Origin of the sequence: Ruegeria sp. MALMAid1280 (assembly GCF_049195285.1) — a bacterium.
Taxonomy (GTDB): Bacteria; Pseudomonadota; Alphaproteobacteria; order Rhodobacterales; family Rhodobacteraceae; genus Ruegeria.
In genome coordinates this window covers 26679-50799 of record NZ_JBMIRT010000049.1, presented here as the reverse complement: position 1 = coordinate 50799, position 24121 = coordinate 26679, and the positions used below count along the sequence as shown (strand labels likewise).

The window sequence follows — 24121 nt, the reverse complement described above, 5'->3', positions numbered from 1 at the left end:
ATCGGCGGTTTTTTTCACGTTTTCCACACACGGCATTTCACCAATTCGAGAGCAGCGGCGATACTGATACGACGCCGCCGTTGTCTCTGCTAAATCAGATATTGTACAAATTCATAATTGGATCGGATCGCTCCCATGAAACAAGATGTTTTCGGACAGATGAACACCCTGAGCCAGCCCGCAAGCGTCGAGGCGTGGAATGGTGTTCTGCTTGGCTTCATGGCGCATTCGGCCAGCACGCCGCAGCATCTGGGCAAAGTGCTTGAGCTTGAGCCCGACTTTGCCCTGGGTCACGCGATCAAAGGCCTGTTCATGGTTCTGCTGGGCCGGCGTGAGATGACGGCAGTCGCGGTTGAGGCATTTGCAGACGCAAATGCAGCGGCGGAGCGGCAGCCGGTTTCCGCGCGCGAGCAGCTGTATATCGACGCGCTGGGTCTGTATCTGGCCGACCTGCCCTCACAGGCCATCCAGAAATTCGAAGAGATACTGCGCGCCCATCCGCAGGACACACTGGCGATGAAGCTCAGCCACGCGACCCGGTTCGTTCTGGGCGACCCAACCGGAATGCGCCGCTCTATCGAACGGGTGATGCCCGCCTATGCGCCCGATCATCCCGGACGTGGCTATCTGCTGGGCTGCCATTCCTTCGCGCTGGAGGAAACCGGCGCCTATGAAAAGGCCGAGATTGCCGGGCGTCAGGCGCTGTGGATGGTATCGGATGACGCCTGGGGCCTGCACGCGGTGGCCCATGTGCATGAGATGACGGGCAACGCGCAGCTGGGTCTGGACTGGCTGGCTGGGCGCGAGGACGCTTGGACCCATTGCAACAACTTCCGCTATCACGTCTGGTGGCACAAGGCGCTGATGCACCTGGACCTGGGTCAGGTCGATCAGGTGATGGAGCTGTATGACAACTACATCCGTCAGGACAAAACCGACGATTACCGCGATATTTCGAACGCAACCTCGTTGCTGTCACGGCTGGAGCTTGAGGGCATAGATGTCGGCAATCGTTGGGAAGAGCTGGCCGATCTCAGCGCCGCCCGGACCGAGGATGGCTGTCTGATCTTTGCCGATCTGCACTATCTTCTGGCTCTGACCGGCGACAACCGCACCAACGCGACCAACAAGATGTTGCAGCGCATCCAGAAGGACGCACAGCGCAATCAGGGGGACACCCCGGTCCGCATGTCCGATCCGGGCATTGCAGCCGCCAAGGGGCTTGAGGCTTTTGGCGAAGGCCTCTACGGTGCCGCATTCGACTTTTTATCGAACGCGCGCAGTGGTATGCAATTGGCAGGGGGCAGCCACGCCCAACGTGATGTATTCGAGCGCATCACAATTGATTCCGGCCTGCGCGCGGGTCGTCTGGATGCTGTCGAGCGCATTCTGGACGATCGCCGCACCAAACGCGCCGGAGGCGAGGATAATTACGCTCTGGCGCGCCGCGCATTAATCGATGCGGCCCGCGATGACCGAGACGCACAAAGCGTACCGGCTGAATAACAAAACAAAAAAAGACCAAGAAGGACAGAATACGTATGGCGACAGCTTCGCCCGCTTCTGATTTTGCGCCTGTGGTGGCCTCGACGGCTGCCCCTGCGCGCACGCGCGACCCGCGGCTGGATTTCTATCGCGGCATCGCGATGTTCATCATCCTGATCGCGCATATCCCAAACGACCCGTGGGCCAAGTGGATTCCCGCCCGGTTCGGGTTCTCGGATGCGACCGAGATTTTCGTATTCTGCTCGGGCATGGCCTCGGCCATCGCATTCGGCGGCGCGTTTCTGCGCAAAGGCTGGTGGATGGGCACGTGCCGCGTCGCCTTCCGCATCTGGCAGGTCTACTGGGCGCATATTGCGCTGTTCTTCTTTGTTGCCATGACCATGGCGGCGCTGGATCAGAGTGGGTTATTCGAAAAAAGCTATATCGCGTCGCTGAACCTTCAGCATTTCTTCAACGACCCGGCGCCGCAGATCGTCGGGATGTTCACGCTGACTTATGTGCCGAACTATTTCGACATCCTGCCGATGTATCTGGTGGTTCTGGCGATGATGCCGCTGGTCATGGGCCTGTCGCGGATCGGGTTCTGGGCGGTTGCCCTGGCCTCTGTCGCGCTGTGGCTGGTGGCGCAGACTGACGTGCTGGACCTGCCTGCCGAGCCGTGGTCGGACCGTCAGTGGTTCTTCAACCCGTTCGGCTGGCAGCTGCTGTTCTTCACCGGATTTGCCTTTATGCGCGGCTGGATACCGGCGCCTCCGGTGTCGAAGACGCTGATCTGGGCGGCGGCACTGTTTGTGGTCCTGTCCGCACCATTCGGGTCGTGGAAGGTGTTCCTGTGGGTTCAGGCCGTCGCTCCGGATTTGGCGGCGGAAATTAAAAGGGTCTGGCCGCTGACCGGAGAGTTGCGCGACAAAACGGATTTCGGCCTGTTCCGTTACCTGCACTTCCTGTCTCTGGCCTATCTGGGCTGGGTTGTCGCAGGCGAGCACGGCCACCGCCTGATCGCCACCGGACACGGCGCTGCGGCCAAAGTCTGGCAATTCCTGCTGACCGTGATCACCAAGGTCGGGCAGCAATCGCTGGCAGTGTTCGTATTTTCCATGGCAGCAGCACGGCTTATCGGCGTCGGACTGGATCTGAGTGGGCGGGATGTTGCCAGTGTGTTCATCGCAAACATGATTGGCTTTGCCATGATCATCGGCGTTGCTTACATGGCCGCTTGGTTCAAGTCACAACCCTGGAAGTCGAAAAAATGAATTTTACACGTCGCGCATTTCTGGCCTCGACTTCGGCGCTTGCCTTTGCGCCTGCCACCTTTGCCACGGGCGGGGAAACCCCGTTTGACCGCAACGACGTCATCGCGATGGCCCGGGAATTGGCCAGCCAGCCTTATGCCGAACGCGAGATGGTGCCGCAGGAATGGCAGGATCTGACGTACCAGCAATACCGCTCGATCCGGTTCCGTCTGGACCGCGCGCTTTGGTATGAGACCGAGACGCCCTTCAACGTCGATTTCTTTACGCCCGGCCTGTACTTCCCGCGCACGGTTAAAGTGATGACGGTCGAAAACGGCATGGCCGCGCCGGTCGCCTTTGACCTTTCCATGTTCGATAAATCCGAGGATGTGCCCGAACTGCCGGTCGACGACACTCTGGGCTTTTCCGGCCTGCGCCTGCGCACCGAGATGCACCGCCCCGGCAAAACCGACGAATTCTGCGTCTGGCAAGGCGCCAGCTATTTCCGCGCCATCGGCCTGCACGAGGTCTACGGTCTTTCGGCCCGCGGGCTCGCCCTGAAAACCGGCGACCCGGATGGTGAGGAATTCCCCGAATTCATCCGCTTCTGGCTGGAACGCCCGAAACCCGGCCAGCGCGACATGGTTGTCCACGCGCTGATGGACAGCCCCAGCGTAACCGGTGCCTATCGGTTCAACGTCACCGCTGGCGCGGACTGTGTGATGGATATCGAAGCGACCCTGTTCCCGCGCGAGGAACTGCCGCATGTGGGCATCGCGCCCGGCACCTCGATGTTCCTGTTCGATCAGACCAACCACAGCCGGTTCGACGATTTCCGCCCCGCCGTGCATGACAGCGACGGGTTGCTGATCCGCAATGGTGCCGGAGAAGTGCTGTGGCGGCCGCTGGCCAACCCCACGCGGCTGCAGTTTTCATCCTTTGTCGACATGAACCCGCGCGGGTTTGGTCTGATGCAGCGCAAACGCGCGTTCTCGGACTATGCGGATCTTGAGGCGAATTACCACAAGCGCCCGGGCCTGTGGGTCGAACCCAATGGCGATTGGGGCAAAGGCGCTGTGACGCTGGTCGAGATTCCGGCCGATCAGGAAATCTATGACAACATCGTTGCCTACTGGCGGCCTGCCGAACCCTACGCGGCAGGTAGCCAGGTCGATCTGTCTTATCGCCTGATCTGGGGTGAGGAACCCCAGCGTACCCCGATGCCGCGCGTGATCAACACGGCGATGGGTGAGAACACCTTTGGCGAAGGGCGTCTGGCGGTTATCGACTTTGAGGAAAGCGAACTGTTTGACGACCCCGAGGCGATGACGATCTTTGTCGACTCGCCCCATGCGGAAACCTCCGAAGGTGTGCTGCAGCGCAATCCGGATACCGGTGGCCTGCGGCTGGCATTTTCATTCCAGCCGGGCGAGCGCAACCACGTGGAGTTGCGCGCGCAGTTGCTGAAAGACAAACAACCGGCCTCTGAGGTCTGGCTTTATCGTTGGACCGCATGACCCAGGATTTGCACATCATGCCCCCCGAGGCGCCTTTGGCCATGCCTGCGCAGGATTTCAGCGCGGATTTTCGGGATGCACAGGTACCGGCGGGTCGGCGCCCCTCAGCCGGGTTCTGGCGCGCGCTGGCGTTCTCTCCGGCCATGGCGGCTACGCTGGGCCTGTTGTGGATCATGGGCGATTGGTTTGGGGCCGAAGGGATCAATCTGATCGAAGGCATCCTGCTGGCGCTGATCTCGTTCAACTTCTTCTGGATCTCTTTCACGGTTTGCACCGTTTTGCTGGGCATGGTGTCCCTGTCGCGGCAGGAGCAGCCGAAACGCGAAACCCGCCCGCAGCCGCTGCGCGTGGCGCTGCTGACTCCGGTCTACAACGAGGTGCCGTGGAACGTGCTGGGCAACGCCCGCACAATGCTGGAGGACCTGCGCGCCCGAGGCGGTCAGCACCACTATGCTATGTTCATCCTGTCCGACACCCGCGACCCCGAGATCGCAGCGCAGGAACAGGCCAGTGTCGAAGCGCTGCGCACCACCCTCGCCCCCGGTCTGGAGCTGTATTACCGTCGGCGTGAGGAAAACACCGACCGCAAGGTCGGCAACATCGCCGATTGGGTCAGCCGCTGGGGCGCCGATTGGGACGCGATGCTGGTGCTGGATGCCGACAGCCTGATGACCGGGCGGGCGATCACGCGCCTGACGGATTCGCTGGCGCGTGATCCGGGTGCCGGTCTGATTCAAAGCTACCCGCAACTGATCGGCGCACAGTCGGTCTTTGCCCGGATGCAGCAATTCGCCAACGGCGTCTACGGCATTGCCTTTGCCGAGGGTCTGGCGCGCTGGTGTGGACAGGAAGGAAACTACTGGGGCCACAACGCAATCATCCGCACCCGGGCCTTTGCCACAAGCGCAGGCCTGCCAAAGCTGCGGGCCTTCAACGGTCAGGAAAAGCTGATCATGAGCCACGATTTCGTCGAGGCCGGCCTGCTGCGCCGCGCCGGTTGGGGCGTGCGCTTCCTGCCGCGCATTCGCGGTTCGTATGAGGAAACCCCGCCCACGCTGATCGACCATGCTCTGCGCGACCGCCGTTGGTGTCAGGGCAACCTGCAGCACCTGAAACTGCTGGGCTCGACGGGTTTCCGGGCCGTGTCGCGCTTTCACATGTTCCACGGCGCGGTCGGATATCTGATGTCGCCGCTGTGGTTTGCGCTGCTGGTGATGTGGGCACTGATTGGTCAGGGTGAGGACGCCTCGGTCCTGCATTATTTCAGCCCCGACAACCCGATGTTCCCGCAATGGCCCGAGATGTCGGAAACCCGCCACGTGCTGATCATCCTGGTGATGTACGCGATGCTGCTGGCCCCCAAGGTGCTGGGCGTTCTGGCCCTGCCCCTGAGCGGGGTGCGCTATGCCGAGTTCGGCGGCGGGTCCAAGTTCCTGACCTCTTTCCTGGCCGAGGTGATCCTGTCGATCCTGTATGCCCCGATCCTGATGGTGCAGCAGATGATTGCGGTGTTCCGCACGGCGCTCGGTATACAAAAGGGCTGGTCCCCGCAGGCGCGCGACGGCGGCACCTACAGCCTGCGCACCCTGGTTCTGTGCCACACGTTGGAAACCATCAGCGGCGTCGCGCTGAGTGTTGGCATCCTGTCCGGTCTTGTCTCGGTCTGGCTGGCACCAATTGCGATCAGCCTTGCGCTGGCGATCCCACTTTCCGCGCTCAGCGGTGTCTCGGCTGGCGCGGCGCGGCGTATGGTCGGGATGAGAGAGGATTTCCGCGAACCCGCGATCACCCGTTCGGCCCGGCGCCACCGGAAAGAACTGAAGCGCTTGATCGAGGGAAACGGCGCAATGACGCCGGCAGAGTAAAGCGCTTTGCGTTTCATTTGAGTTTCGTATCGAAATGCGCGTTCGACCGCAGGGAGAGGCAGCGTATTTCGATACAAGTCATACGCAAAGCGCTTGAATCAACCGCCGGGCAGGCCTTCGTACCAATCCACCATCATGTCCGCCCATCCCTTGGGCACACCATGACCGCCGGGGAACAGCGCAAATTCCAGCGCACTGCCCTCGGCGCATCCGGTCCAATAGCGGCGCATGAATTGGCCAGTGGTGGAAAAGCCGCTGGGTTTGGTGTCAGCGCATTCGTTGGCAACACGCCAAATCTCAAGACCGGCAAAGATGTCGCCCTGATGGAACCGGCCGCCGCCCAGCAGACGCCCCTCAAGCGGCACCACGTTGTCGGTCCAGCCATGGGTGTGAAACAACCGCACCGGGCCGTCGCAAGCCTCGGGGTGTGGACGCCAGAACCCTCCCGAGACAGGCACATAAGCTGAAAACGTATCCGGCGCGGCGCAGGCGAGGTAATAGACCATGAACGCGCCCGCCGAAAACCCGCCCAGCACCACCCGGTCCGTATCCACCCCGAACGTGTTCGAGGCGTCCTGAACAACCTCGGTCAGAAAAGCCGCTTCATCGCGCCCCTCCCATCCCGGAAAGAAATTCCAACTTTGGCGGCCATTGCGCTCAGCCCCTTCCGGCGCCATCACAGCGTAACCCCGCGCCAACAAGGGCTCGACCATGCTGCGGTTTTTCATCGTACCGGTGGCCGTGCCGCCATAGCCGTGCAGAAACACCACCAGCGGCGGGTTGTCCGCCTCGGGCAGTTCGATGTGATAGCCGCCCGAAGCGGTTTCGCACATACCGTCCTGATCGGCACACGCGGCAAGGCCAGCTTGCGCCGCGAGCGTCAACCTGGTTGCCAGCGTCATTTCACGGATCATCCAGTCTCTCCTGTTTTGCGTTGAACCGGCAATCCGGCGCGTACCCACCCCGGCCCTGCGGCAGAACCCAGCATACCCTCGGGTACGTCCAGGACATTGGTGAACCCGGCCTCGGTCAATCGGTTGCTCAGACGAGCCGACCGCACCCCACGGGCGCAGATCAACGCGACCGGGGCGCTGCGATCTCCGCCGGTCAGATGCGCCAGAGCTTGTTCGAAATCATCGCGGCGCATATCCAAAGGGTACGCCCCTTCACCAACACCAGTGGCCTGCCATTCCTGCGGAGTACGGATGTCCACCAGCAGGATATCGCCTGACAGTGCCTGCGCGTGCGCGTCCGCAACATTCAGCTGGCCGCCCGCATAATCCGGAGGAATCAAGCGATATTCACGAATGGCGAAACCGGTGGCAAGGGCTGCACCCCCGCCCAGCAAAACCCACCTTCGGGTCCGGTTTACCGTCTCTGCCATACAGTGCCCTCCTGCGCAGACAGGCCGTTTTTACCATACTCGCCAAGCCGGCGCTGTGGTGAAATTCGGCCCGCAGATCAAGTTCGCGTCATTAATTCGCACTTGACCAGCCGCCTGTTTCGTCCCCCAAGAATGCAGCGAAATACTTGCAATAGCTGGACAGTCAGAAAATTATCCTTACAAAATCAGGACTACTTTTGACCGCCCAGACCGGAGTATCGCACTTGTCCCTATTCCTCATCGCGGCCCTTCCCTTCCTCGGAGCTGTATTCCCAGCCCTTCTGATCCGGGCAGGACGAAACGCAGCAGCTTCGGCGGCGGGCTTGACCACCTTTCTGGCGCTTATGGGGCTGTTGATCCACATCCCTGCGGTCATGCGCGGAGAGGTTGTGGCCGCCCGGTTTGAATGGATACCCGCTCTGGGTTTGAATGCGAATTTCATGCTGGACGGTCTGGGGTTCCTGTTTGCTCTGCTGATCCTGGGTATCGGATTGCTGATCATCCTTTACGCGCGGTTCTACCTGTCGCGCGAGGACCCGATGGGGCAGTTCTACACCTATCTGCTGCTGTTTCAGGGCGCGATGGTCGGGATCGTTCTGTCTGACAATATCCTGCTTCTGCTTATATTCTGGGAGCTTACGTCGCTCAGCTCATTCCTGCTGATCGGGTATTGGAAGCACCTGCCCGAGGGCCGTCAGGGCGCCCGTATGGCTCTGGCCGTGACCGGTTCCGGCGGGCTGGCGATGATCGCAGGGATGCTGATCCTGGGCAATATCGTGGGGTCGTATGACCTGAGCGTGATCCTGCAGAACAAAGAGCTGATCCAGGCTTCACCCTATTACATGCCCGCGCTGATCCTGATTCTGCTGGGCTGTTTCACCAAATCGGCGCAGTTCCCGTTCCACTTCTGGCTGCCGCACGCGATGGCCGCACCGACGCCGGTTTCGGCCTATCTGCACTCGGCCACGATGGTGAAGGCCGGGCTGTTCCTGATGGCGCGGATGTGGCCGGTTCTGGCCGGGACCGATGCCTGGTTCTATATCGTCGCGACCACAGGTCTGGTCACCATGCTGATCGGCGCCTGCATCGCGCTGTTCAAGGATGACCTCAAGGCGCTGCTGGCGTTTTCAACGGTATCGCATCTGGGTCTGGTGACGATGCTGCTGGGCTTTGGCACCAAGATTGCCGCCGTGGCCGCCATTTTCCACATCATCAACCACGCGACCTTCAAGGCTGCGCTGTTCATGACCGCCGGGATCGTAGATCACGAGGCCGGAACCCGCGATATCAAACGTCTGGGCGGGTTGCGGCAACTGATGCCGATCACCTTTACCATCGGCACGATTGCCGCCCTGTCCATGGCAGGCCTGCCGCCGTTGAACGGCTTCCTGTCCAAAGAAATGATGCTGGAGGAAACGGTCCACACCACGTGGTTGCATTCGCACTATCTGGTACCGGGGCTGGCGTTGTTGGCCGCACTGTTCTCAGCCGCCTATTCCTTCCGTTTCGTCAGCCATGTTTTCCTTGGCCCGCAACGCACCGACTATCCGCATCACCCGCATGACCCACCTGTTGGGCTGTGGCTGGCCCCGGCCTTCCTAGTGGTGCTGGTGGTGCTGATCGGGTTGCAATCAGCAGCTATCGTCGGACCTTTGGTTGCGGTTGTGTCCAGTGCCGTGATCGGTGGTGAGAAACTGCCCTACTACTCGCTGAAACTGTGGCATGGATTCACGCCCGCGCTGTATATGTCGGCTGTGGCAACGCTGGGCGGTTTGTTCCTGCTGGCGCTGCACCGGCGGGGAGAGGCGCTGTGGAACGCCCTGCCCCGCCCCGAGGCCAAGACGATCTTTGACGCCGTTATCGGAGCCCTGACGGCGCTCAGCCGCTGGGTCACCGACACGCTGCACAACGGCGTGGTCAGCCGCTATGCGATCATCCTGATCGCGTTCACCGTCGGGCTTGGCTATTACGCCTATACGACCGGCACGATTGGTCCGGAAACGCGCGAGCCCCTGCCGATACAGATCATTCCGTTCGTCGGCTGGATTTGTCTGGTTGGCGCGACGCTGGCGATTATGTGGTTCCACCGCAACCGCCTGTTGTCACTGGTGCTGATCGGTGTGGTTGGCCTGATCGTCTCAATGGCGTTCAACTATCTCTCGGCCCCGGATCTGGCGCTGACGCAGATCTCGGTCGAGGTGGTGACGATGATCCTGTTGCTGCTGTCGCTGAACTTCCTGCCCACGGATACACCGTGGGACAGCAGCGCCGCGCGGCGCTGGCGCGATGCAGCGATCTCGGTTGTGGCAGGTCTTGGTTCTGGCGGGCTGATCTACGCGCTGATGCTGCGGGATTTTGCCTTCCCGACGATCTCCGAGTTTCATCTGGCGAATTCGTACAAAGGCGGTGGCGGCACCAATGTGGTCAACGTGATCCTGGTGGACTTCCGGGGCTTTGATACCTTCGGCGAGATCATCGTTCTGGGCATCGCCGCCCTGATCATCTTTGCCCTGACCGAGGCTGTTCTGGGCTCGAACGTCCGCGCCTATCTGCTGAACCGTAAACCGCACTGGCCGCAATCGGGAGACTCGCACCCGCTGATGATGGTGGTCGCGACCCGCGTGATGATGCCCATTGCGCTGATGGTTGGTGCCTACATCTTTTTCCGCGGACACAACCAGCCGGGGGGCGGTTTCATCGCCGGGCTGATCGTGGCCATTGCCTATCTGATGCAATACATGGCCAGCGGCTATACTTGGGCTATCGAGCGACAGCGCTTCTATTATCACGGTACAATCGGCTGGGGTGTTCTGATCGCCGCCGCGACCGGTCTGGGCGCGTGGTTCAACGAACGCCCGTTCCTTACCAGCGACTTCGGCTATCTCCACTGGCCACCATTGGAAGAGTTCGAATGGGCCACTGCCATCCTGTTTGACACTGGCGTGTTCCTTGCGGTTCTGGGCGCGGTGATGCTGGCACTGGACAGCCTGTCGCGATTCGCGTGGCAGCCGGGTATGGCGCAGGAATTCCCAATGGATATCAACCCGCTGCGGGATGACCTGAAAGACGACGAAGAGAAGGAGCAGGCCTGATGGAAGCGCTCGTAGCCTCAGCCGTAGGCATTCTGACCGCTGCCGGGATTTTCCTGATCCTGCGCCGCCGGACATTCCCCGTGATCCTGGGCCTGTCACTGATCACCTATGCGGTGAACGTGTTCCTGTTCGCCACCGGGCGGCTGGCGCTGGATGCGCCCGCCGTTCTGAACAAATACGAAGACGTCCCCTATACCGACCCGCTGCCTCAGGCGCTGGTGCTGACGGCCATCGTTATCTCGTTCGGGATGACGGCGGTGATCGTGATGATCGCACTTTCGGCCTATCTGTCCTCGAAGGATGACCATATCGACATGACCGCGCAGGACAGCGTGGACGCGCCGGGAGAAGACGCATGAACCACTGGATCGTAGCGCCGATCGTCCTGCCCGCGATCCTGGCCCCGTTCATCATCATGGTCCTGCGATACCACCTGGACCTGCAGCGCATCTTCTCGGTCGCCGGAGTTGTGGGTTTGTTGGGGATTGCCCTGACCATCACCGCGCAGGCCTCTGGTGGCGACATTCAGGTTTACGAGCTGGGCAACTGGCCCGCGCCCTTCGGCATCGTGATGGTGCTGGACCGTCTGTCGGCCATGATGGTGCTGCTGACCGCCCTACTGGCACTTCCCATTGTGCTTTATGCCATTGCGTCAGGCTGGGACGACCGGGGCAAACACTTCCACGCATTGTTCCATTTTCAGCTCATGGGGGTGTGCGGCGCCTTCCTGACCGGCGACGCGTTCAACCTGTTCGTGTTCTTCGAGGTCCTGCTGATCGCATCTTACGGCCTGATGACACATGGCGGTGGGGCGGTTCGCCTGAAGGCAGGCGTTCAGTATGTGGCCTATAACCTGATTGGATCGACCCTGTTCCTGTTTGCGCTGGGGACGCTCTATGCGGTGACCGGGACGCTGAACATGGCCGACATGGCAATGCGCGTGGCAGAACTGCCCGCCGACGATACGGCGCTGCTGCGCGTCGGTGCGGTGCTGTTGCTGTTGGTGTTCTGCATTAAGGCCGCCGTACTGCCGCTGCATTTCTGGCTGCCCGCCAGCTATGCCAACGCACCCCTGCCGGTGGCCGCGCTGTTTGCCATCATGACAAAGGTCGGGGCCTACTCGATCCTGCGGATGTACACGCTGGGCTTCGGCCCGGATGTCGAGGCAACGCAGGGGCTTGTGGGGGCATGGCTGCAACCGGCGGCGCTGGTCACGCTGGCCATTGGGGTCGTCGGTATTCTGGGTGCACAGCACATCGCGCGGATGGTCGCTTTTTGCGCCATCGCCTCGATGGGGACGCTGCTGATTGCGATCTCGCTGTTCACGGAAACCGCCACCGCTGCGGCGCTGTATTACATCTATCATTCGACCCTTGCGACGGCACTGCTGTTCCTGGTGGCCGATCTGGTGATGGAGCGCCAGGGCGGTTCCATCGAACCCAAGGCACCGATGCCGCAGAGCGGGTTGATCTCGGCCCTGTTCTTTGTCGGCGCCATCGCGCTGGCGGGGATGCCCCCATTGTCGGGCTTTGTCGGCAAGCTGCTGGTGCTGGACGCATCCCGCGACGCGCCGGATGCAAACGCGATCTGGGCGGTTGTCCTGATCGGGTCGTTTGTCACCATCGTCGGGCTGGCACGCGCGGGTTCGCTGATCTTCTGGAAAAGCCACGATGCCCAACACAATCCTACACCCGAAACAGAAGAAGAGGCCCCCGCCCAACCCGCGCCCGAACCAAATGCAGGGTTGGCCTTCACCTCCGTCTTCGGGCTGGTGCTGGGCCTTGTCATGCTAACCCTGTTCGCGGGTCCGGCCCTGACCTATGCTGGCAAAACAGCCGAGCAGCTGTTCACACCTGAACACTACATCTCGGCCGTTCTGGGAGGAGAGGAATGATGAGACTTCTGCACCGAATTTTCCCACACCCTCACCTGACCATCCTGCTGACGATTGTGTGGGTTCTGCTGGCCAACAAAGCCTCGCTGAACTCGCTGGTCTTTGGCCTGATCCTTGGGATCATCATCCCGTTCATCACCCAGCCCTACTGGCCCGACCGCCCAAAGCTGCGGAACTGGCCGATGGTGGTGGAATACATGCTGGTGGTGCTGTGGGACATCGTGATTGCCAATATCACTGTAGCAAAGATCATCCTGTTCAAACGCGATGCCGACCGGCAGCCCAACTGGATCTGCATCCCGCTGGAACTGCGCACGCCCGAGGCGATCACCGTACTGGCCGGAACCATCACCATGACCCCCGGCACCGTCAGCTCGGACCTGTCGGCGCAGGGGCACAACCTGCTGGTTCACTGCCTGGACGCGCCCGACCCCGACGCGGTGCGGGATCAGATCAAACAGCGCTATGAACGTCGCCTGAAGGAGATTTTCGAATGATCGAGGTTGCGATCTGGTTTGCCTTCGCATGTTTTGGAACGGCCATCATGATGTGCCTTTACCGGATCATCTCGGCCGAGGGCGTCGGTACCCGTGTTCTGGCGTTGGATACGATGGTGATCAACACCATCGCGCTGATGATCCTTTACGGGCTTCACTTGGGAACCGAGATTTTCTTCGAAGCCGCCATGATCATTGCCATGCTCGGCTTTGTCTCAACCGTGGCCTATGCGCGTTTCATGCTGCGCGGCAATATCATCGAGTGAGGGCGTCATGAGTTTCATCTTCGAGTTTCTTGTCGCCTTCTTTCTGGTCGTCTCAGGCATTTTTGGCTTTGTCGGGTCCTACGGGATGATCAAGCTGAAGGACCCGATGTCCCGCTTGCACGCTCCCACCAAGGCGACGACATTGGGGGTTGGCGGCGTTCTGATTGCATCAATCATCCATTCGCTTCTGATCGAAGACCACCTGTCGCTGCATGAACTGCTGATCACCCTTTTCCTGTTTCTGACCGCACCGATCACGGCCCTGTTCATTGCCAAATGGCACATTCACCGCCATGAACAGCCTGGTGATCTGCCGGACGCGGGCGAGGATGAGCTTTGGGCCACCCACGCGGTCGAGCAGGTCGAAGACGTCCCTGACCACAGCAAGATCTGAGTTTCATGCACCAACCACCGCTGCCCCTGACCCGTGATCTGGTTCTAATTGGCGGCGGCCACACCCATGCGCTGGTGCTGCGCAAATGGGGCATGAATCCGCTGCCCGGTGCCCGTGTGACGGTGATCAACCCCGGCCCTACAGCGCCCTATTCCGGAATGCTGCCCGGCTATGTCGCGGGGCATTATCAGCGCCAGGAATTGGACATCGATCTGGTGCGTTTGGCCCGGTTCGCCGGAGCACGCGTGATCCTCGGCCCGGTCGAAGGGATCGACAATGATCAACGTCAGGTCCATGTGCCCGGTCGTCCTCCGCTGGGGTTCGATGTGGCCTCGGTCAATGTCGGGATCACCTCGGATATGCCTGCGCTGCCCGGATTTGCCGACCATGCTATCCCGGCCAAGCCTCTGGGGCCATTCGCGGCGCGGTGGGCGGAATATCTGCAGGGCACCGGCCCGGCCTCGGTCGCGGTGATCGGTGGTGGCGTGGCGGGGGTTGAGCTGGTGATGGCCATGGCCCACGCCCAGCGCGCCAAAGGTCGCTCGGCACAGGTGACATTGATCGACAATGCCCAAGCCCTGACCGCGACAGGACCAAAGGCGGGCGCGACCATTCGCAAGGCTATGGCTAATCTGGGTGTTGATCTTATCGAAAACACGCCCATTTCCCGCATCGAGGCCGATCACATTGTTCTGGAGGATGGCCGTGAAATTCCGGCCGCCTTCGTGACTGGCGCCGCCGGGGCCCGCCCCTATGACTGGATCTCCCAAACGGGTCTTGATTTGCAGGACGGCTTCATTCGCGTGAACGGGTTCCTGCAATCCAGCGACCCAGTGATCTTTGCCGCCGGAGATTGTGCCCATCTGTCGGAAAACCCGCGCCCCAAGGCCGGTGTCTATGCGGTTCGAGAGGCCCCAGTCCTGTTTGACAACTTGCGCTCCGCGTTGGGGGCAGGACGGATGCGGCGGTACAAGCCGCAGAAGGATTACCTGAAACTGATCTCGCTGGGCGGCAAGTCCGCATTGGCCGAGCGGTTGGGCACTTCCTTCAGCGGGCCATTGATGTGGCGCTGGAAGAACCATATCGACCAGAGTTTCATGAACAAATTCCGCGACCTGCCCGAAATGGCGCGCCCTTCAATGCCGCGCCTTCGCGCAGCCGGGCTGCAAGAAGCACTCGGCGACAAGCCCATGTGCGGCGGCTGCGGTGCAAAGGTTGGGCGCGGCGCGCTGCGGGCTGCGCTGAACGACCTGCCCGTACCAGCGCGCACCGACATCACCCCCCTGCCCGGAGACGACGCTGCCCTGCTGACAATAGGTGGGGCGCGGCAGGTGATGACCTCGGACCATCTGCGCGGCTTCACCAATGACCCGGCGCTAATGACCCGCATCGCCGCCGTTCACGCGCTGGGGGATATCTGGGCCATGGGCGCCAGCCCGCAAGCGGCAACTGCGACGATCATCCTGCCCCGCATGTCGCCGGACTTGCAGCACCGGACCATGGCCGAGATCATGGCCACCGCAACCGAGGTCATGCGCGATGCCGGGGCCGAGATTGTGGGCGGTCACAGCTCGATGGGCGATGAGATGACCATCGGCTTCACCCTGACCGGCCTGTGCGAGGATGACCCGATAACCCTGTCTGGTGCCCATCCGGGTGACGCGCTGATCCTGACCAAACCGCTGGGCAGCGGCGTATTGATGGCTGCCGAAATGGCTGGCAAGGCTCGGGGCGAATGGGTTGTCGATGCCCTCCGGCAAATGGTCCAGCCGCAGGGCGTAGCCTCGCGCATTCTGGCAGGCGCCCATGCGATGACTGACGTGACGGGCTTTGGTCTGGCCGGGCATCTGCTGGGCATGTGCGAGGCTTCGGACTGCGGCGCGGTGCTGGATCTGGACGCAATTCCGTTGATGACCGGCGCGCTGGAATTAAGCGCACAAGGCGTCCGGTCAACGATTTTCAACGAAAATCGGTCCATCGCTCTGGATCTGCCGTTCGGCGGCAAGGCCGACCTGTTGTTCGACCCGCAGACCGCCGGAGGGCTGTTGGCCGCCGTCACGGCCAATCAGGCGCAGGGGCTGTGCGAAAAGCTGAGGCACGCGGGCTATCCGGCGGTCATCATCGGGCGCATGTCCGACACGCCGGGCCTGCGGCTTCAAAGTTGATCCAGAATCCGTTCGATGCGCGCGGCCATTTCGTTCAGGCCCGCGTCGTCCAAAGTGGCCGCATCGACCCGCGCCACAACCTCGGCAGTGCGGGCGCGGCTGGATTTGGCATAGGACGGGTCATAATGCTGCTCCATCAACGCCCGCGTCAGCGCCTGCTTGTCACCAGCGTCGATCAGGGAAAGCCAGCCATCCACAACTTCATGGCCCCGATGGAACCGCAGCGGAGAAAGTCGGTCGCGCAACCGGTCCCCATCCGACAGAATGTCGTCATAGGTATTGACCAGATAGGCGGTGCGAGCCCTGATCGAGGCCCGAACCTGAATTCGCGGCGCATTGCGCAAAGCAGTCCACAGGCTTGGCGGGAGGATCATGGTTCCGATCTTGGAGGACTCTGCCTCGACCACAACCGGGCACGCCGGATCAAGCCCGCACAGTGCTGCAGCCAGGGCGGACTCAAACGCCTTCTGGCTGGGTTGCCCGCCAGGCATCTCACCCAGCAATGAGCCGCGGTGGTTGGCCAGACCTTCAAGGTCCAGAACCTGAACGCCGCGTGATTTCAGATGCGCCAGTAGTTCGGTCTTGGCGGTGCCCGTGTAGCCGTCCAACGCGATCAGGCGATGCGGCAAGGGGTCCTGATACAGAAACTGGTTCACCAGACGGCGATAGGTGCGATACCCGCCTTCGACCACCTCGGCCCGCCAGCCGATCTGCTGCAGCATCCAGGCGAACGACCCCGACCGCTGCCCGCCCCGCCAGCAATAGACCAGAGGTTTCCAGCCCCCTTCGTGCAACGACAGGCTGTGTTCGATGTGATTTGCAGCGTTGCGGAACACCAGCGCCGCACCCAGCTTGCGGGCCAGAAACGGGCTTTCCTGCACATAGATCGTGCCCACCCGGGCGCGTTCTTCGTTGTCCAGAACCGGCAGGTTGATGGCACCGGGCAGATGGTCCTCGGCAAACTCGGCCGGGCTGCGCACATCGATCACCGTATCGAAGTCATGCGCGTAAAGGCTGGGCAGGTCGGTGAAGTTCAAAGCCATATCAAGGGTCTATCCTGCAAAGCCCGCATTGAAAAGGTACACCGTCAGGCCGGGATCGGTTCGATCAGGTCGGACCCGCTTGCCCGGTTCGAGTTTACCGCCGGGTCTACGCGGTAAAAGTCCAGTACATCCTCGGCGCCGGGCCGCATCAGGCGCGCGGCCCCCTTCCCGGCCTCACCCAGCCAGAGCGGCCAGTCGTCAGGTTCAAGGATCAGCGGCATCCGGTGGTGAATTTTGCTCAGATGGTCGTTGGCGGGCGTCGTCACGATGGCACAGGTGCCTTGCCGGGCTTCATCTGCGCCCCAGTCCTGCCAGACCCCCGCAAAAGCGATCGGCGCGCCATCGTTGCGATGAATATACCAAGGCAGGCGTGCGCCCTGTTCGGTCTTGGTCCACTCGTAGAACCCGGTCGCCACGATCAGGCATCGCCGTTCGCGGCAAGCCGCACGAAACGCGGGTTTTTCAGCCAACGTCTCGGCCCGCGCATTGATCAGCAAAGGACCGGCGGTTTCGGTCTTGTACCAATGTGGCAGAAATCCCCAGCGCAGCGGGTCCAGCCTGCGCCCGCTCTCTCCAGCGCGGACCACGTGTACCTGATTTGTCGGACAGACGTTGAAATTCGGCACCGCTGGAAGCGTGTTCGCCGGGCGTGCAGAAAACAGCTGCGCCATCGCGTCATTGGGAAGGGTTACTGCAAACCGTCCGCACATGGGAAAGGAACCATCAATAGTCGTTTCAAACAGGCACAGGGTGTCACGGGGTCACATGCAAAATCAAACAGCGAAAATCCTCAAAGGCAAGGTGGCGGCTGCTTTGGATGCAGGCAAGCTCTGACAGGAGCGGAAAAAGGCACAGTTGGGCGTCAAGAATCTCCCTAAGGATTCAGACTTTCACGCCATCTCGGGTTTTGTGCTGACCGAGATGAAGCAGTACAGGAATCCATACCCAATTTCGTCGAAGCGTCCCGGATGAAGTCCGAATATCCGCAATTCGTGGAAAACCTGTCCAATGCCCTGATGCAGATCGGTCAGATCGAAAAAGCCTTGGAATACACGGAGCAGAATCTTGAGAAGCACCCCAACAACAAGGAACTGAACCGGGTTCTGGACGAAATCTACCTTAAAGGCAATGACTGGCGCGTGATTGTCGAACATGCTAGCAAAAGACTGGAAACCGACCCTGATAACGTCAGCCTTTTGACAAGACGGGCGCGCGCGCACTCAATAATCGGCTTTGTCGAAGGTAACTCGAAAGATGTCGCCCGTGCATATGAGCTTGCTCGTGGCGACAAGAAGATCGCCTTTATGAAGTCATTGAACTTGCATCAGCAAGGCGACAAAAAGGCGCCCACGGAGATCTTTCAGCGTATTTTTGCGGAAGACCCCGGCCACGCAGCGTCTTTGCTGCAGATGTCGACCATGGCCGGGTCCGAAGACGCTACACATCTGCTAGACAGCGTCGAGGCGGTCATATCAAACAGTGAAAACGAAATTTCGGAGCTTGAGTTCGCCAAGGCGCATCTGATCTCGAAATCACAAGGTATGGATGTGGCCATGCCGCAGTTTGCACGCGGCAACGCGCTACAGCATGACACCAATCCATACAACTTTGAAGAAGCCGAAAAGCGTTGTCACACGATAACCGAGCTTTTCCCGGACGGAATAGATGCCCCGCAGGCCGGTCCGAGCGAAATACCCGCTCCCATTTTGTCGTGGGCCAACCCCGCTCGGGTACCACGCTGATGGAGATGATGCTGAGCGCAGCCCCCCCACCTTGCAGGTTGCGGAGAGCTGACCCTTGGGCCAGATTTGTCGCTGGTCTATGAGACGGGTGACCGGAGTTTCACTGAAAAAGAGGCTGCCGAGTTTGGGCGCGCGTACCGCAAGCTGATGCCGCCAATTCCCGAAGGATCGGTCGCTTTTGTTGACAAGATACCTCACAATTTTCAACGCGTCGGATTTCTGCTGTCCGCCTTCCCGAATGCAAAAATCATCAACATGCTGCGCGACCCGCGCGATGCAGGATTGTCCAAATGGAAGGTCAGGTTCCTTGCGGGCGGTATGCATTATGCATCGAACCAGGAATCCATCGCACATACCGCCAACCTTTACCGCCGCTACATGGCCCATTGGGATGCCGTGTCCCGAGATCGTATTCTGACCGTGCCTTACGAAAAACTTGTGGCCGACCCGCAAACCTACAGCCAGCAGGTCGCCGCGTTCTGCGGTATCGAGTGGAACGAAACAATGATGCGCCCCGAGGAAAACACCACGCAGGTCAGAACGGCCAGTATCGACCAGGTCCGCAACAAGATCTCGACCATATCGGTTGGGGGTTGGCAAAGCGTGGCCGAGCATCTGCGCCCGATGCAGGACGGCTTCGATCCGGCGCATTGGCCGGAACAAGATCTCGGCTGAACAAGCCGGAAAACCAAAGGCCGCATCAGGTGGTGCGGCCTTTTTTGTTACTGGGTCGCAGGGTTACTTCTGCTTGATACGACCATCCAGATAAGGCTGATAAGGCGCGTTTTCAGCCAGGTATTCCGCCGTCACGTCGGCCAGGTCAGGCCCATAGTCGTAGGCGTTCTTGTCGTCGCCTTCGAACATGGAATAGCCATCACCGCCGTTGCGAACATAGTTGTTGGTGACGACCAGATATGTGGCAGACGGATCGATGGGTACGAACCCGTCCCCTGCGGCAACCATCACCTCGGTGATTCGGCCTTCGTTCGGTGCAACCGACGGGTCCCAGGTAAAGGACAGGCCGGCAACCTGCGGGAAGCGGCCCTTGACCTCTTCGACTTGGCTGACACCGTTTTCCAACGCCTCGATGACGGTCTGACCACTGATCTCAAAGGTTGAAAGCGTGTTCTGGAAGGGCAGCACGGTCAGTACCTCGCCCATTGTCACCTCGCCCGGATCGATCGAGGCTCGCAGTCCGCCCGAGTTGGCAATCGCGATCTGTGCGCCCTGATCGGCAACCCGCGCCAGCATGGCGTCAGCGACCAGATTGCCCATCTCGCATTCCTGCACGCGGCAGACAGCGCGGTCACCTTCGATCGAATCTGCGGCATTCGCCACCACCTTGTTGCGGATTTCGTCCAGCGGCACAGCCAGTTCCGCGATGCGGTCCAGCGCGGCCTGATCCTCGGTCACGGTGTTGTCCATGATCAGAGGTTCGCCCACAGCTTCGACCACGTTGCCATCATCATCGAAGGTCACGTTCAACTCACCCAGGAACTTGCCATAGGCATAGGCCTGCACGATCTGCACGCCATTGACGAGGGTTGGATACGGACCAGCCGCCTTGTCGGACACGTTCGACAGGTAGGTGTTCGAATGACCACCCACGATGACGTCCACGCCCGTGGTTTCCTGCGCCACGCGTTGATCGACACCATAGCCCGAGTGGCTGAGCACGATAATCTTGTTCACCCCCTCACCGGTCAGTTTGTCAACCTCGGCCTGCACCGCAGGAACCGGGTCCGAGAAGGTGATGTTGGGTCCTGGCGAGGCAAGATCATGGGTGTCTTCCGGGGTCAGACCGATCAGACCGATCTTTTCACCACCTACTTCGATGACGGTGGATTTCTTGATCTTGTCGGTCAGCAGTTCTTCGTCACGGATATCCGCGTTCGACATCAGCACCGGGAAATCCACCGAGTCGATGAACCCCCGCAGCACTTCGGGGCCGTCGTCGAATTCGTGGTTACCCACGGTCATCGCATCATAGCCCAGCTTGTTCATGAACTCGGCCGCAACCTTGCCCTTGTAGTAGGTGTAGAACAACGAGCCCTGAAACTGGTCTCCGCCATCGACGAGGATCGAGTTGCCAGCCCGCTCGCGTGCCTCGTTAACGGCCGTTACCAGGCGGGCGGATCCGCCGAAACACTTGCCTTCTGCGTTGTCTTCCGCATCGCATCCGCTGTCATATTTGTTGATCGGCTCAAAGCGCGCGTGGAAATCGTTGGTATGCAGAATCGTCAGCTTGTATTCTGCCGCGGCCATGCCCGCGGACAGGCCCAGAACAGCTACTGACGCCAGAAAACGGGTGAACATATTGATACTCCCTGTAATTGATTGACGCGATGGTGCGCCCAGCGGCAGGAAGAGTCAAAGGGGGAAATCCGGCTTGATTCTGCCCGTCGCGCGGGGCATCACCACCTCATGCTGATTTACAAGATTTTCCGGGCCGACGAGTGGGCCGTTTTGCAGGATCAGGGTGCCTCGGACGGGGCGCCGATCGATGTATCCGACGGCTTTGTCCATTTCTCGACCGCCGAACAGGCCGCCGAAACCGCAGCCAAGCATTTCGCCGGGGTTGAGGGGCTGACCCTGCTGGCCTGCGACGCTGAGGCGATGGGCGAGGACCTGAAATGGGAAGTGTCGCGCGGCGGCGCCCTGTTCCCACATCTTTATCGCCAGATCCGCATGACCGATATTGTGTGGTCGCGCCCCCTGCCCTTTGACGGGCAAGCGCACCAGTTCCCGGCAGAGATGGTATGACACCATTCACCGCCCACCATGCGGCTGAAACTGGAAAGGGTTTCGGATGAAACTGACCGAGAAACTGGGGCTTGCCGTCCTGCACCAGATGGACCCCGAAACTGCCCATGGCATGTCGATCAAGGCGCTGAAGGCCGGGCTGGCGCCAATGCCGGGTCCGGTGACCTCGTCCCGGTTGAAAACCCAGGTGGCGGGTCTGGACCTGCCCAACCCGGTCGGGCTGGCCGCTGGCTTCGACAAGAACGGAGAGGCTCTGACCCCTCTGTCCCGCACCGGGTTCGGCTTTATAGAAGTCGGCGCAGTCACCCCGCGCCCGCAACCCGGCAACCCAAAGCCCCGCCTGTTCCGCCTGTCCGAAGACAAGGCCGCCATTAACCGCTTTGGCTTTAACAACGAAGGCATGGAGGTGATGGAAAACCGCCTCGCCAATCGCCCCAAAGACGCGGTCATCGGCCTGAACCTTGGCGCAAACAAGGACAGTGACGACCGCCCCGGCGACTTTGCCAAAGTGCTGGCCCATTGCGCGGCACATCTGGATTTCGCGACGGTCAATGTCTCGTCCCCCAACACCGAAAAACTACGGGATTTGCAGGGCAAGGCGGCGCTTGGGGCGTTGCTGGGCGGCGTGATCGAAACACGCAACACGCTGCCGCGTCCGGTCCCGATTTTCCTGAAGATCGCGCCTGACCTGACCGAGGCGGAATTGCAGGACATCGCAGAAGTCGCGGTTGAGACGGGCGTGGATGCGGTGATCGCCACCAACACCACTCTGTCGCGCGACGGGTTGCGCAGCGCTCATAAGCGCGAGACCGGCGGGTTGTCCGGTGCCCCGCTGTTCGAGAAATCGACGCGGATTCTGGCCCGACTCAGCCAGTTGATCGACGGGAAAATCCCCTTGATCGGCGTGGGCGGCATCAGCAATGCGGAACAGGCTTATGCCAAGATTTGCGCCGGGGCGTCCGCCGTCCAGTTTTATACGGCCCTGGTCTATGGCGGGATTTCTCTGGCCGCTGATATCGCGCAAGGCTTGGATGAATTGCTGGCGCGGGACGGGTTCAACTCTGTCGCGCAAGCTGTTGGAAGTAAACGAGAGGACTGGCTGTGATCGCATATTGGCATAACCCGCGCTGTTCGAAATCCCGCGCCGGGCTGGCGCTGCTGGAAGAGAACGGCGCGCAGGTCGAAGTGCGCAAATACCTTGAGGATGCGCCCTCGGCGGATGAGATTCGTGCGGTGCTGGATCGGCTGGGTATCGATGCCATCGATATGATGCGGACCGGAGAAAAGCGATTCAAGGAACTGGGCCTGACAAAGGACACGTCCGCGGATGACCTGATCGCCGCCATGGCCGAGAATCCGATCCTGATCGAGCGCCCTCTGGCCATTGCCGGCGACAAGGCCGCCATCGGACGCCCGCCCGAGAACCTGCTGGCGCTGCTTTAAGCCACCTGCGCCTCAAGCCGGGGGTAACGCCAGCCCAGCGTGATGCCGCGCGCGATGTTCAGCACCATCAGCGCGGCCCATAGCCCGTGGTTGCCCAGCGTCGGCACCAGGATAAACAGCGCAACAACATAGATCGCAACCGACTGGATCATCGCGTTGCGCATCGCGCGGGTCCATGTGGCCCCGATGTAGATGCCGTCGAACATCCAGCTTGCCACCCCGATTGCAGGGGCCAGAGCGGCCCAGATCAGGTATTCCCGCGCGGCCAGCCGCACCTCGGGCGAGGTGGTCATCAGATCGATCAGAGCCGGTCCGGCCAGATAAAACACAGCGCCCAACGCAAACGCCCCGCCCACGCCCCATTGCGATGCCATGATCGACGCGCGGCGGACCTGATACCGGTCGCGCGCACCCACGGCGCTGCCGACCAGAGCCTCGGCAGAGAAAGCAAAACCATCCAGCGCAAAGGCGGTGATTTCAAGGAATTGCAGCAGCACCTGATTGGCTGCAAGGTTCACATCGCCCAGATCGGAACCGACGAACAGAAACGTGGTAAACGCCCCGGTCAGCAGGACGGAACGGATCATGATGTCCGTGTTCACCTGCATCATCCGCCGCAGCCGGGCCGCATCGAAAATCCGGGGCCAGTCGCGCCACTGGTTTCCGGCAAACGCGGCGCGGCACAGCCACAAGCCCAGCGCCAACCCGGTCCATTCGGCGATCAGCGTAGCGATGGCGACACCTTCGACACCCCAGCCAAGACCAAGCACGAACCACAGGTCCAGCAGGATATTCAGTCCGTTCATCCAGACCTGCAGCATGAACACGCCGCGCGTTCGTTCGACCGCGATCAGCCAGCCGGTCACCGCGTAAAGGGCAATCGTTGCCGGTGCGCCCCAGATGCGGATTTGCAGGTAATCCCGCGTCAGCGCCTCGACCTCGGGGCTGGCGGGCGACAGGGCAAACGCGCCCCAGAACACCCAGATTTGTGTCAGGATAAAGAAAAACCCCGCCGCGCCGCCCAGCAGCAGCCCACGCATCAGCAAAGCACCGGTCTCGGCGGTGTCCCCGGCCCCGCGCGCCTGCGCCGCGAGGCCGGTTGTTCCCATGCGCAAAAAGCCGAATATCCAGTAGATCGTCGCGAGAATAACCGCGCCCATGCCCACGGCACCGATGGGGGCCGCCTGGCCCATCTGGCCGACGACACCGGTATCGACGGCCCCCAAAATGGGCACCGTGGCATTAGACAGCACGATCGGAACCGCGATCTTCAGCACCCGTCTATGGGTGAGAGGTGCCGAGGCGGTCTGCACGGTAA

At 61.0% G+C, this 24121-nt stretch carries 23 protein-coding genes; 17 read left to right on the top strand and 6 right to left on the bottom strand.

The window, feature by feature from the left end:
- The first annotated feature begins 135 nt into the window (after window positions 1–135).
- The 4 genes from ACOQFT_RS12005 to mdoH are packed head-to-tail and all read left to right on the top strand — an operon-like array spanning window position 136 to window position 6120.
- A complete protein-coding gene (locus ACOQFT_RS12005) occupies window positions 136–1506 on the top strand; it encodes a tetratricopeptide repeat protein (RefSeq protein WP_421598155.1) in 1371 nt (456 codons plus the stop codon).
- A gap of 35 nt (window positions 1507–1541) precedes the next feature.
- Window positions 1542–2759: an OpgC family protein gene (locus tag ACOQFT_RS12000; RefSeq protein WP_421598154.1), complete on the top strand. Its 1218-nt coding sequence runs from the start codon at window positions 1542–1544 to the stop codon at window positions 2757–2759.
- Window positions 2756–4255 (top strand): glucan biosynthesis protein, encoded by a 1500-nt coding sequence (locus ACOQFT_RS11995; RefSeq protein ID WP_421598153.1) that lies wholly within the window; start codon window positions 2756–2758, stop codon window positions 4253–4255. The genes ACOQFT_RS12000 and ACOQFT_RS11995 overlap by 4 nt, the downstream gene beginning before the upstream one ends.
- Window positions 4252–6120, top strand: coding sequence for a glucans biosynthesis glucosyltransferase MdoH (gene mdoH, locus ACOQFT_RS11990; RefSeq protein ID WP_421598152.1), 1869 nt, complete (start codon window positions 4252–4254; stop codon window positions 6118–6120). The genes ACOQFT_RS11995 and mdoH overlap by 4 nt, the downstream gene beginning before the upstream one ends.
- A 98-nt stretch (window positions 6121–6218) precedes the next feature.
- On the opposite strand, the gene ACOQFT_RS11985 is transcribed toward mdoH, so the two are convergent.
- Together ACOQFT_RS11985 and ACOQFT_RS11980 are read right to left on the bottom strand one after the other, a co-directional pair.
- The gene (locus tag ACOQFT_RS11985) at window positions 6219–7034 is read right to left on the bottom strand and encodes an alpha/beta hydrolase family esterase (RefSeq protein WP_421598151.1); all 816 of its coding nucleotides are present in this window, start codon (window positions 7032–7034) and stop codon (window positions 6219–6221) included.
- Window positions 7031–7504, bottom strand: coding sequence for a rhodanese-like domain-containing protein (locus ACOQFT_RS11980; protein WP_421598150.1), 474 nt, complete (start codon window positions 7502–7504; stop codon window positions 7031–7033). Before ACOQFT_RS11980 ends, ACOQFT_RS11985 begins: the two co-directional genes overlap by 4 nt.
- Before the next feature lie 224 nt (window positions 7505–7728).
- Here ACOQFT_RS11980 and ACOQFT_RS11975 point away from each other — a divergent pair, with 224 nt between their 5' ends.
- Genes ACOQFT_RS11975 through selD form a run of 7 tightly spaced genes read left to right on the top strand, consistent with a single transcriptional unit; the run spans window position 7729 to window position 15812 of the window.
- Window positions 7729–10596 carry a monovalent cation/H+ antiporter subunit A gene (locus ACOQFT_RS11975; protein WP_421598149.1) on the top strand — a complete coding sequence of 956 codons (2868 nt, stop codon included), beginning with the start codon at window positions 7729–7731 and terminating at the stop codon, window positions 10594–10596.
- Entirely contained in the window at window positions 10596–10955 is a 360-nt protein-coding gene (locus ACOQFT_RS11970) for a Na+/H+ antiporter subunit C (RefSeq protein ID WP_170325456.1), read from the top strand. The genes ACOQFT_RS11975 and ACOQFT_RS11970 overlap by 1 nt, the downstream gene beginning before the upstream one ends.
- On the top strand, window positions 10952–12490 hold the full coding sequence (locus ACOQFT_RS11965) for a monovalent cation/H+ antiporter subunit D (protein WP_421598148.1): 1539 nt from the start codon (window positions 10952–10954) through the stop codon (window positions 12488–12490). The genes ACOQFT_RS11970 and ACOQFT_RS11965 overlap by 4 nt, the downstream gene beginning before the upstream one ends.
- On the top strand, window positions 12490–12987 hold the full coding sequence (locus ACOQFT_RS11960) for a Na+/H+ antiporter subunit E (RefSeq protein ID WP_421598532.1): 498 nt from the start codon (window positions 12490–12492) through the stop codon (window positions 12985–12987). Before ACOQFT_RS11965 ends, ACOQFT_RS11960 begins: the two co-directional genes overlap by 1 nt.
- On the top strand, window positions 12984–13253 hold the full coding sequence (locus ACOQFT_RS11955) for a K+/H+ antiporter subunit F (RefSeq protein WP_421598147.1): 270 nt from the start codon (window positions 12984–12986) through the stop codon (window positions 13251–13253). The genes ACOQFT_RS11960 and ACOQFT_RS11955 overlap by 4 nt, the downstream gene beginning before the upstream one ends.
- Before the next feature lie 7 nt (window positions 13254–13260).
- Window positions 13261–13647 (top strand): Na+/H+ antiporter subunit G, encoded by a 387-nt coding sequence (locus tag ACOQFT_RS11950; RefSeq protein WP_421598146.1) that lies wholly within the window; start codon window positions 13261–13263, stop codon window positions 13645–13647.
- Window positions 13648–13652: 5 nt separating this feature from the next.
- Complete coding sequence (gene selD, locus ACOQFT_RS11945) at window positions 13653–15812, top strand: selenide, water dikinase SelD (RefSeq protein ID WP_421598145.1); 2160 nt, start codon at window positions 13653–13655, stop codon at window positions 15810–15812.
- Here the strand turns inward: selD and mnmH are convergent.
- Window positions 15803–16855, bottom strand: coding sequence for a tRNA 2-selenouridine(34) synthase MnmH (gene mnmH, locus ACOQFT_RS11940; RefSeq protein WP_421598144.1), 1053 nt, complete (start codon window positions 16853–16855; stop codon window positions 15803–15805). The genes selD and mnmH overlap by 10 nt on opposite strands.
- A gap of 44 nt (window positions 16856–16899) precedes the next feature.
- Window positions 16900–17565, bottom strand: coding sequence for an SOS response-associated peptidase (locus ACOQFT_RS11935; RefSeq protein ID WP_421598143.1), 666 nt, complete (start codon window positions 17563–17565; stop codon window positions 16900–16902).
- Window positions 17566–17847: 282 nt separating this feature from the next.
- Between ACOQFT_RS11935 and ACOQFT_RS11930 the strand changes: the two genes are divergently transcribed.
- Genes ACOQFT_RS11930 through ACOQFT_RS11920 form a run of 3 tightly spaced genes read left to right on the top strand, consistent with a single transcriptional unit; the run spans window position 17848 to window position 19272 of the window.
- Window positions 17848–18597: a tetratricopeptide repeat protein gene (locus ACOQFT_RS11930; protein ID WP_421598142.1), complete on the top strand. Its 750-nt coding sequence runs from the start codon at window positions 17848–17850 to the stop codon at window positions 18595–18597.
- Window positions 18567–18680, top strand: a complete 114-nt coding sequence (locus ACOQFT_RS11925) for a hypothetical protein (RefSeq protein ID WP_421598141.1) — start codon at window positions 18567–18569, stop codon at window positions 18678–18680. Before ACOQFT_RS11930 ends, ACOQFT_RS11925 begins: the two co-directional genes overlap by 31 nt.
- Window positions 18664–19272, top strand: coding sequence for a sulfotransferase family protein (locus ACOQFT_RS11920; protein WP_421598140.1), 609 nt, complete (start codon window positions 18664–18666; stop codon window positions 19270–19272). The genes ACOQFT_RS11925 and ACOQFT_RS11920 overlap by 17 nt, the downstream gene beginning before the upstream one ends.
- A 63-nt stretch (window positions 19273–19335) precedes the next feature.
- Here the strand turns inward: ACOQFT_RS11920 and ACOQFT_RS11915 are convergent, their stop codons facing one another.
- Window positions 19336–20913: a bifunctional metallophosphatase/5'-nucleotidase gene (locus ACOQFT_RS11915; RefSeq protein WP_421598139.1), complete on the bottom strand. Its 1578-nt coding sequence runs from the start codon at window positions 20911–20913 to the stop codon at window positions 19336–19338.
- Between the two features lie 108 nt (window positions 20914–21021).
- Here ACOQFT_RS11915 and ACOQFT_RS11910 point away from each other — a divergent pair, with 108 nt between their 5' ends.
- Genes ACOQFT_RS11910 through arsC form a run of 3 tightly spaced genes read left to right on the top strand, consistent with a single transcriptional unit; the run spans window position 21022 to window position 22803 of the window.
- A complete protein-coding gene (locus tag ACOQFT_RS11910) occupies window positions 21022–21360 on the top strand; it encodes a DUF952 domain-containing protein (protein WP_421598138.1) in 339 nt (112 codons plus the stop codon).
- A gap of 46 nt (window positions 21361–21406) precedes the next feature.
- The gene (locus tag ACOQFT_RS11905; protein ID WP_421598137.1) at window positions 21407–22465 is read left to right on the top strand and encodes a quinone-dependent dihydroorotate dehydrogenase; all 1059 of its coding nucleotides are present in this window, start codon (window positions 21407–21409) and stop codon (window positions 22463–22465) included.
- A complete protein-coding gene (gene arsC, locus ACOQFT_RS11900) occupies window positions 22462–22803 on the top strand; it encodes an arsenate reductase (glutaredoxin) (protein WP_421598136.1) in 342 nt (113 codons plus the stop codon). Before ACOQFT_RS11905 ends, arsC begins: the two co-directional genes overlap by 4 nt.
- Here the strand turns inward: arsC and ACOQFT_RS11895 are convergent.
- Window positions 22800–24116 carry an MATE family efflux transporter gene (locus ACOQFT_RS11895; RefSeq protein WP_421598135.1) on the bottom strand — a complete coding sequence of 439 codons (1317 nt, stop codon included), beginning with the start codon at window positions 24114–24116 and terminating at the stop codon, window positions 22800–22802. The genes arsC and ACOQFT_RS11895 overlap by 4 nt on opposite strands.
- Window positions 24117–24121: the final 5 nt, after the last annotated feature.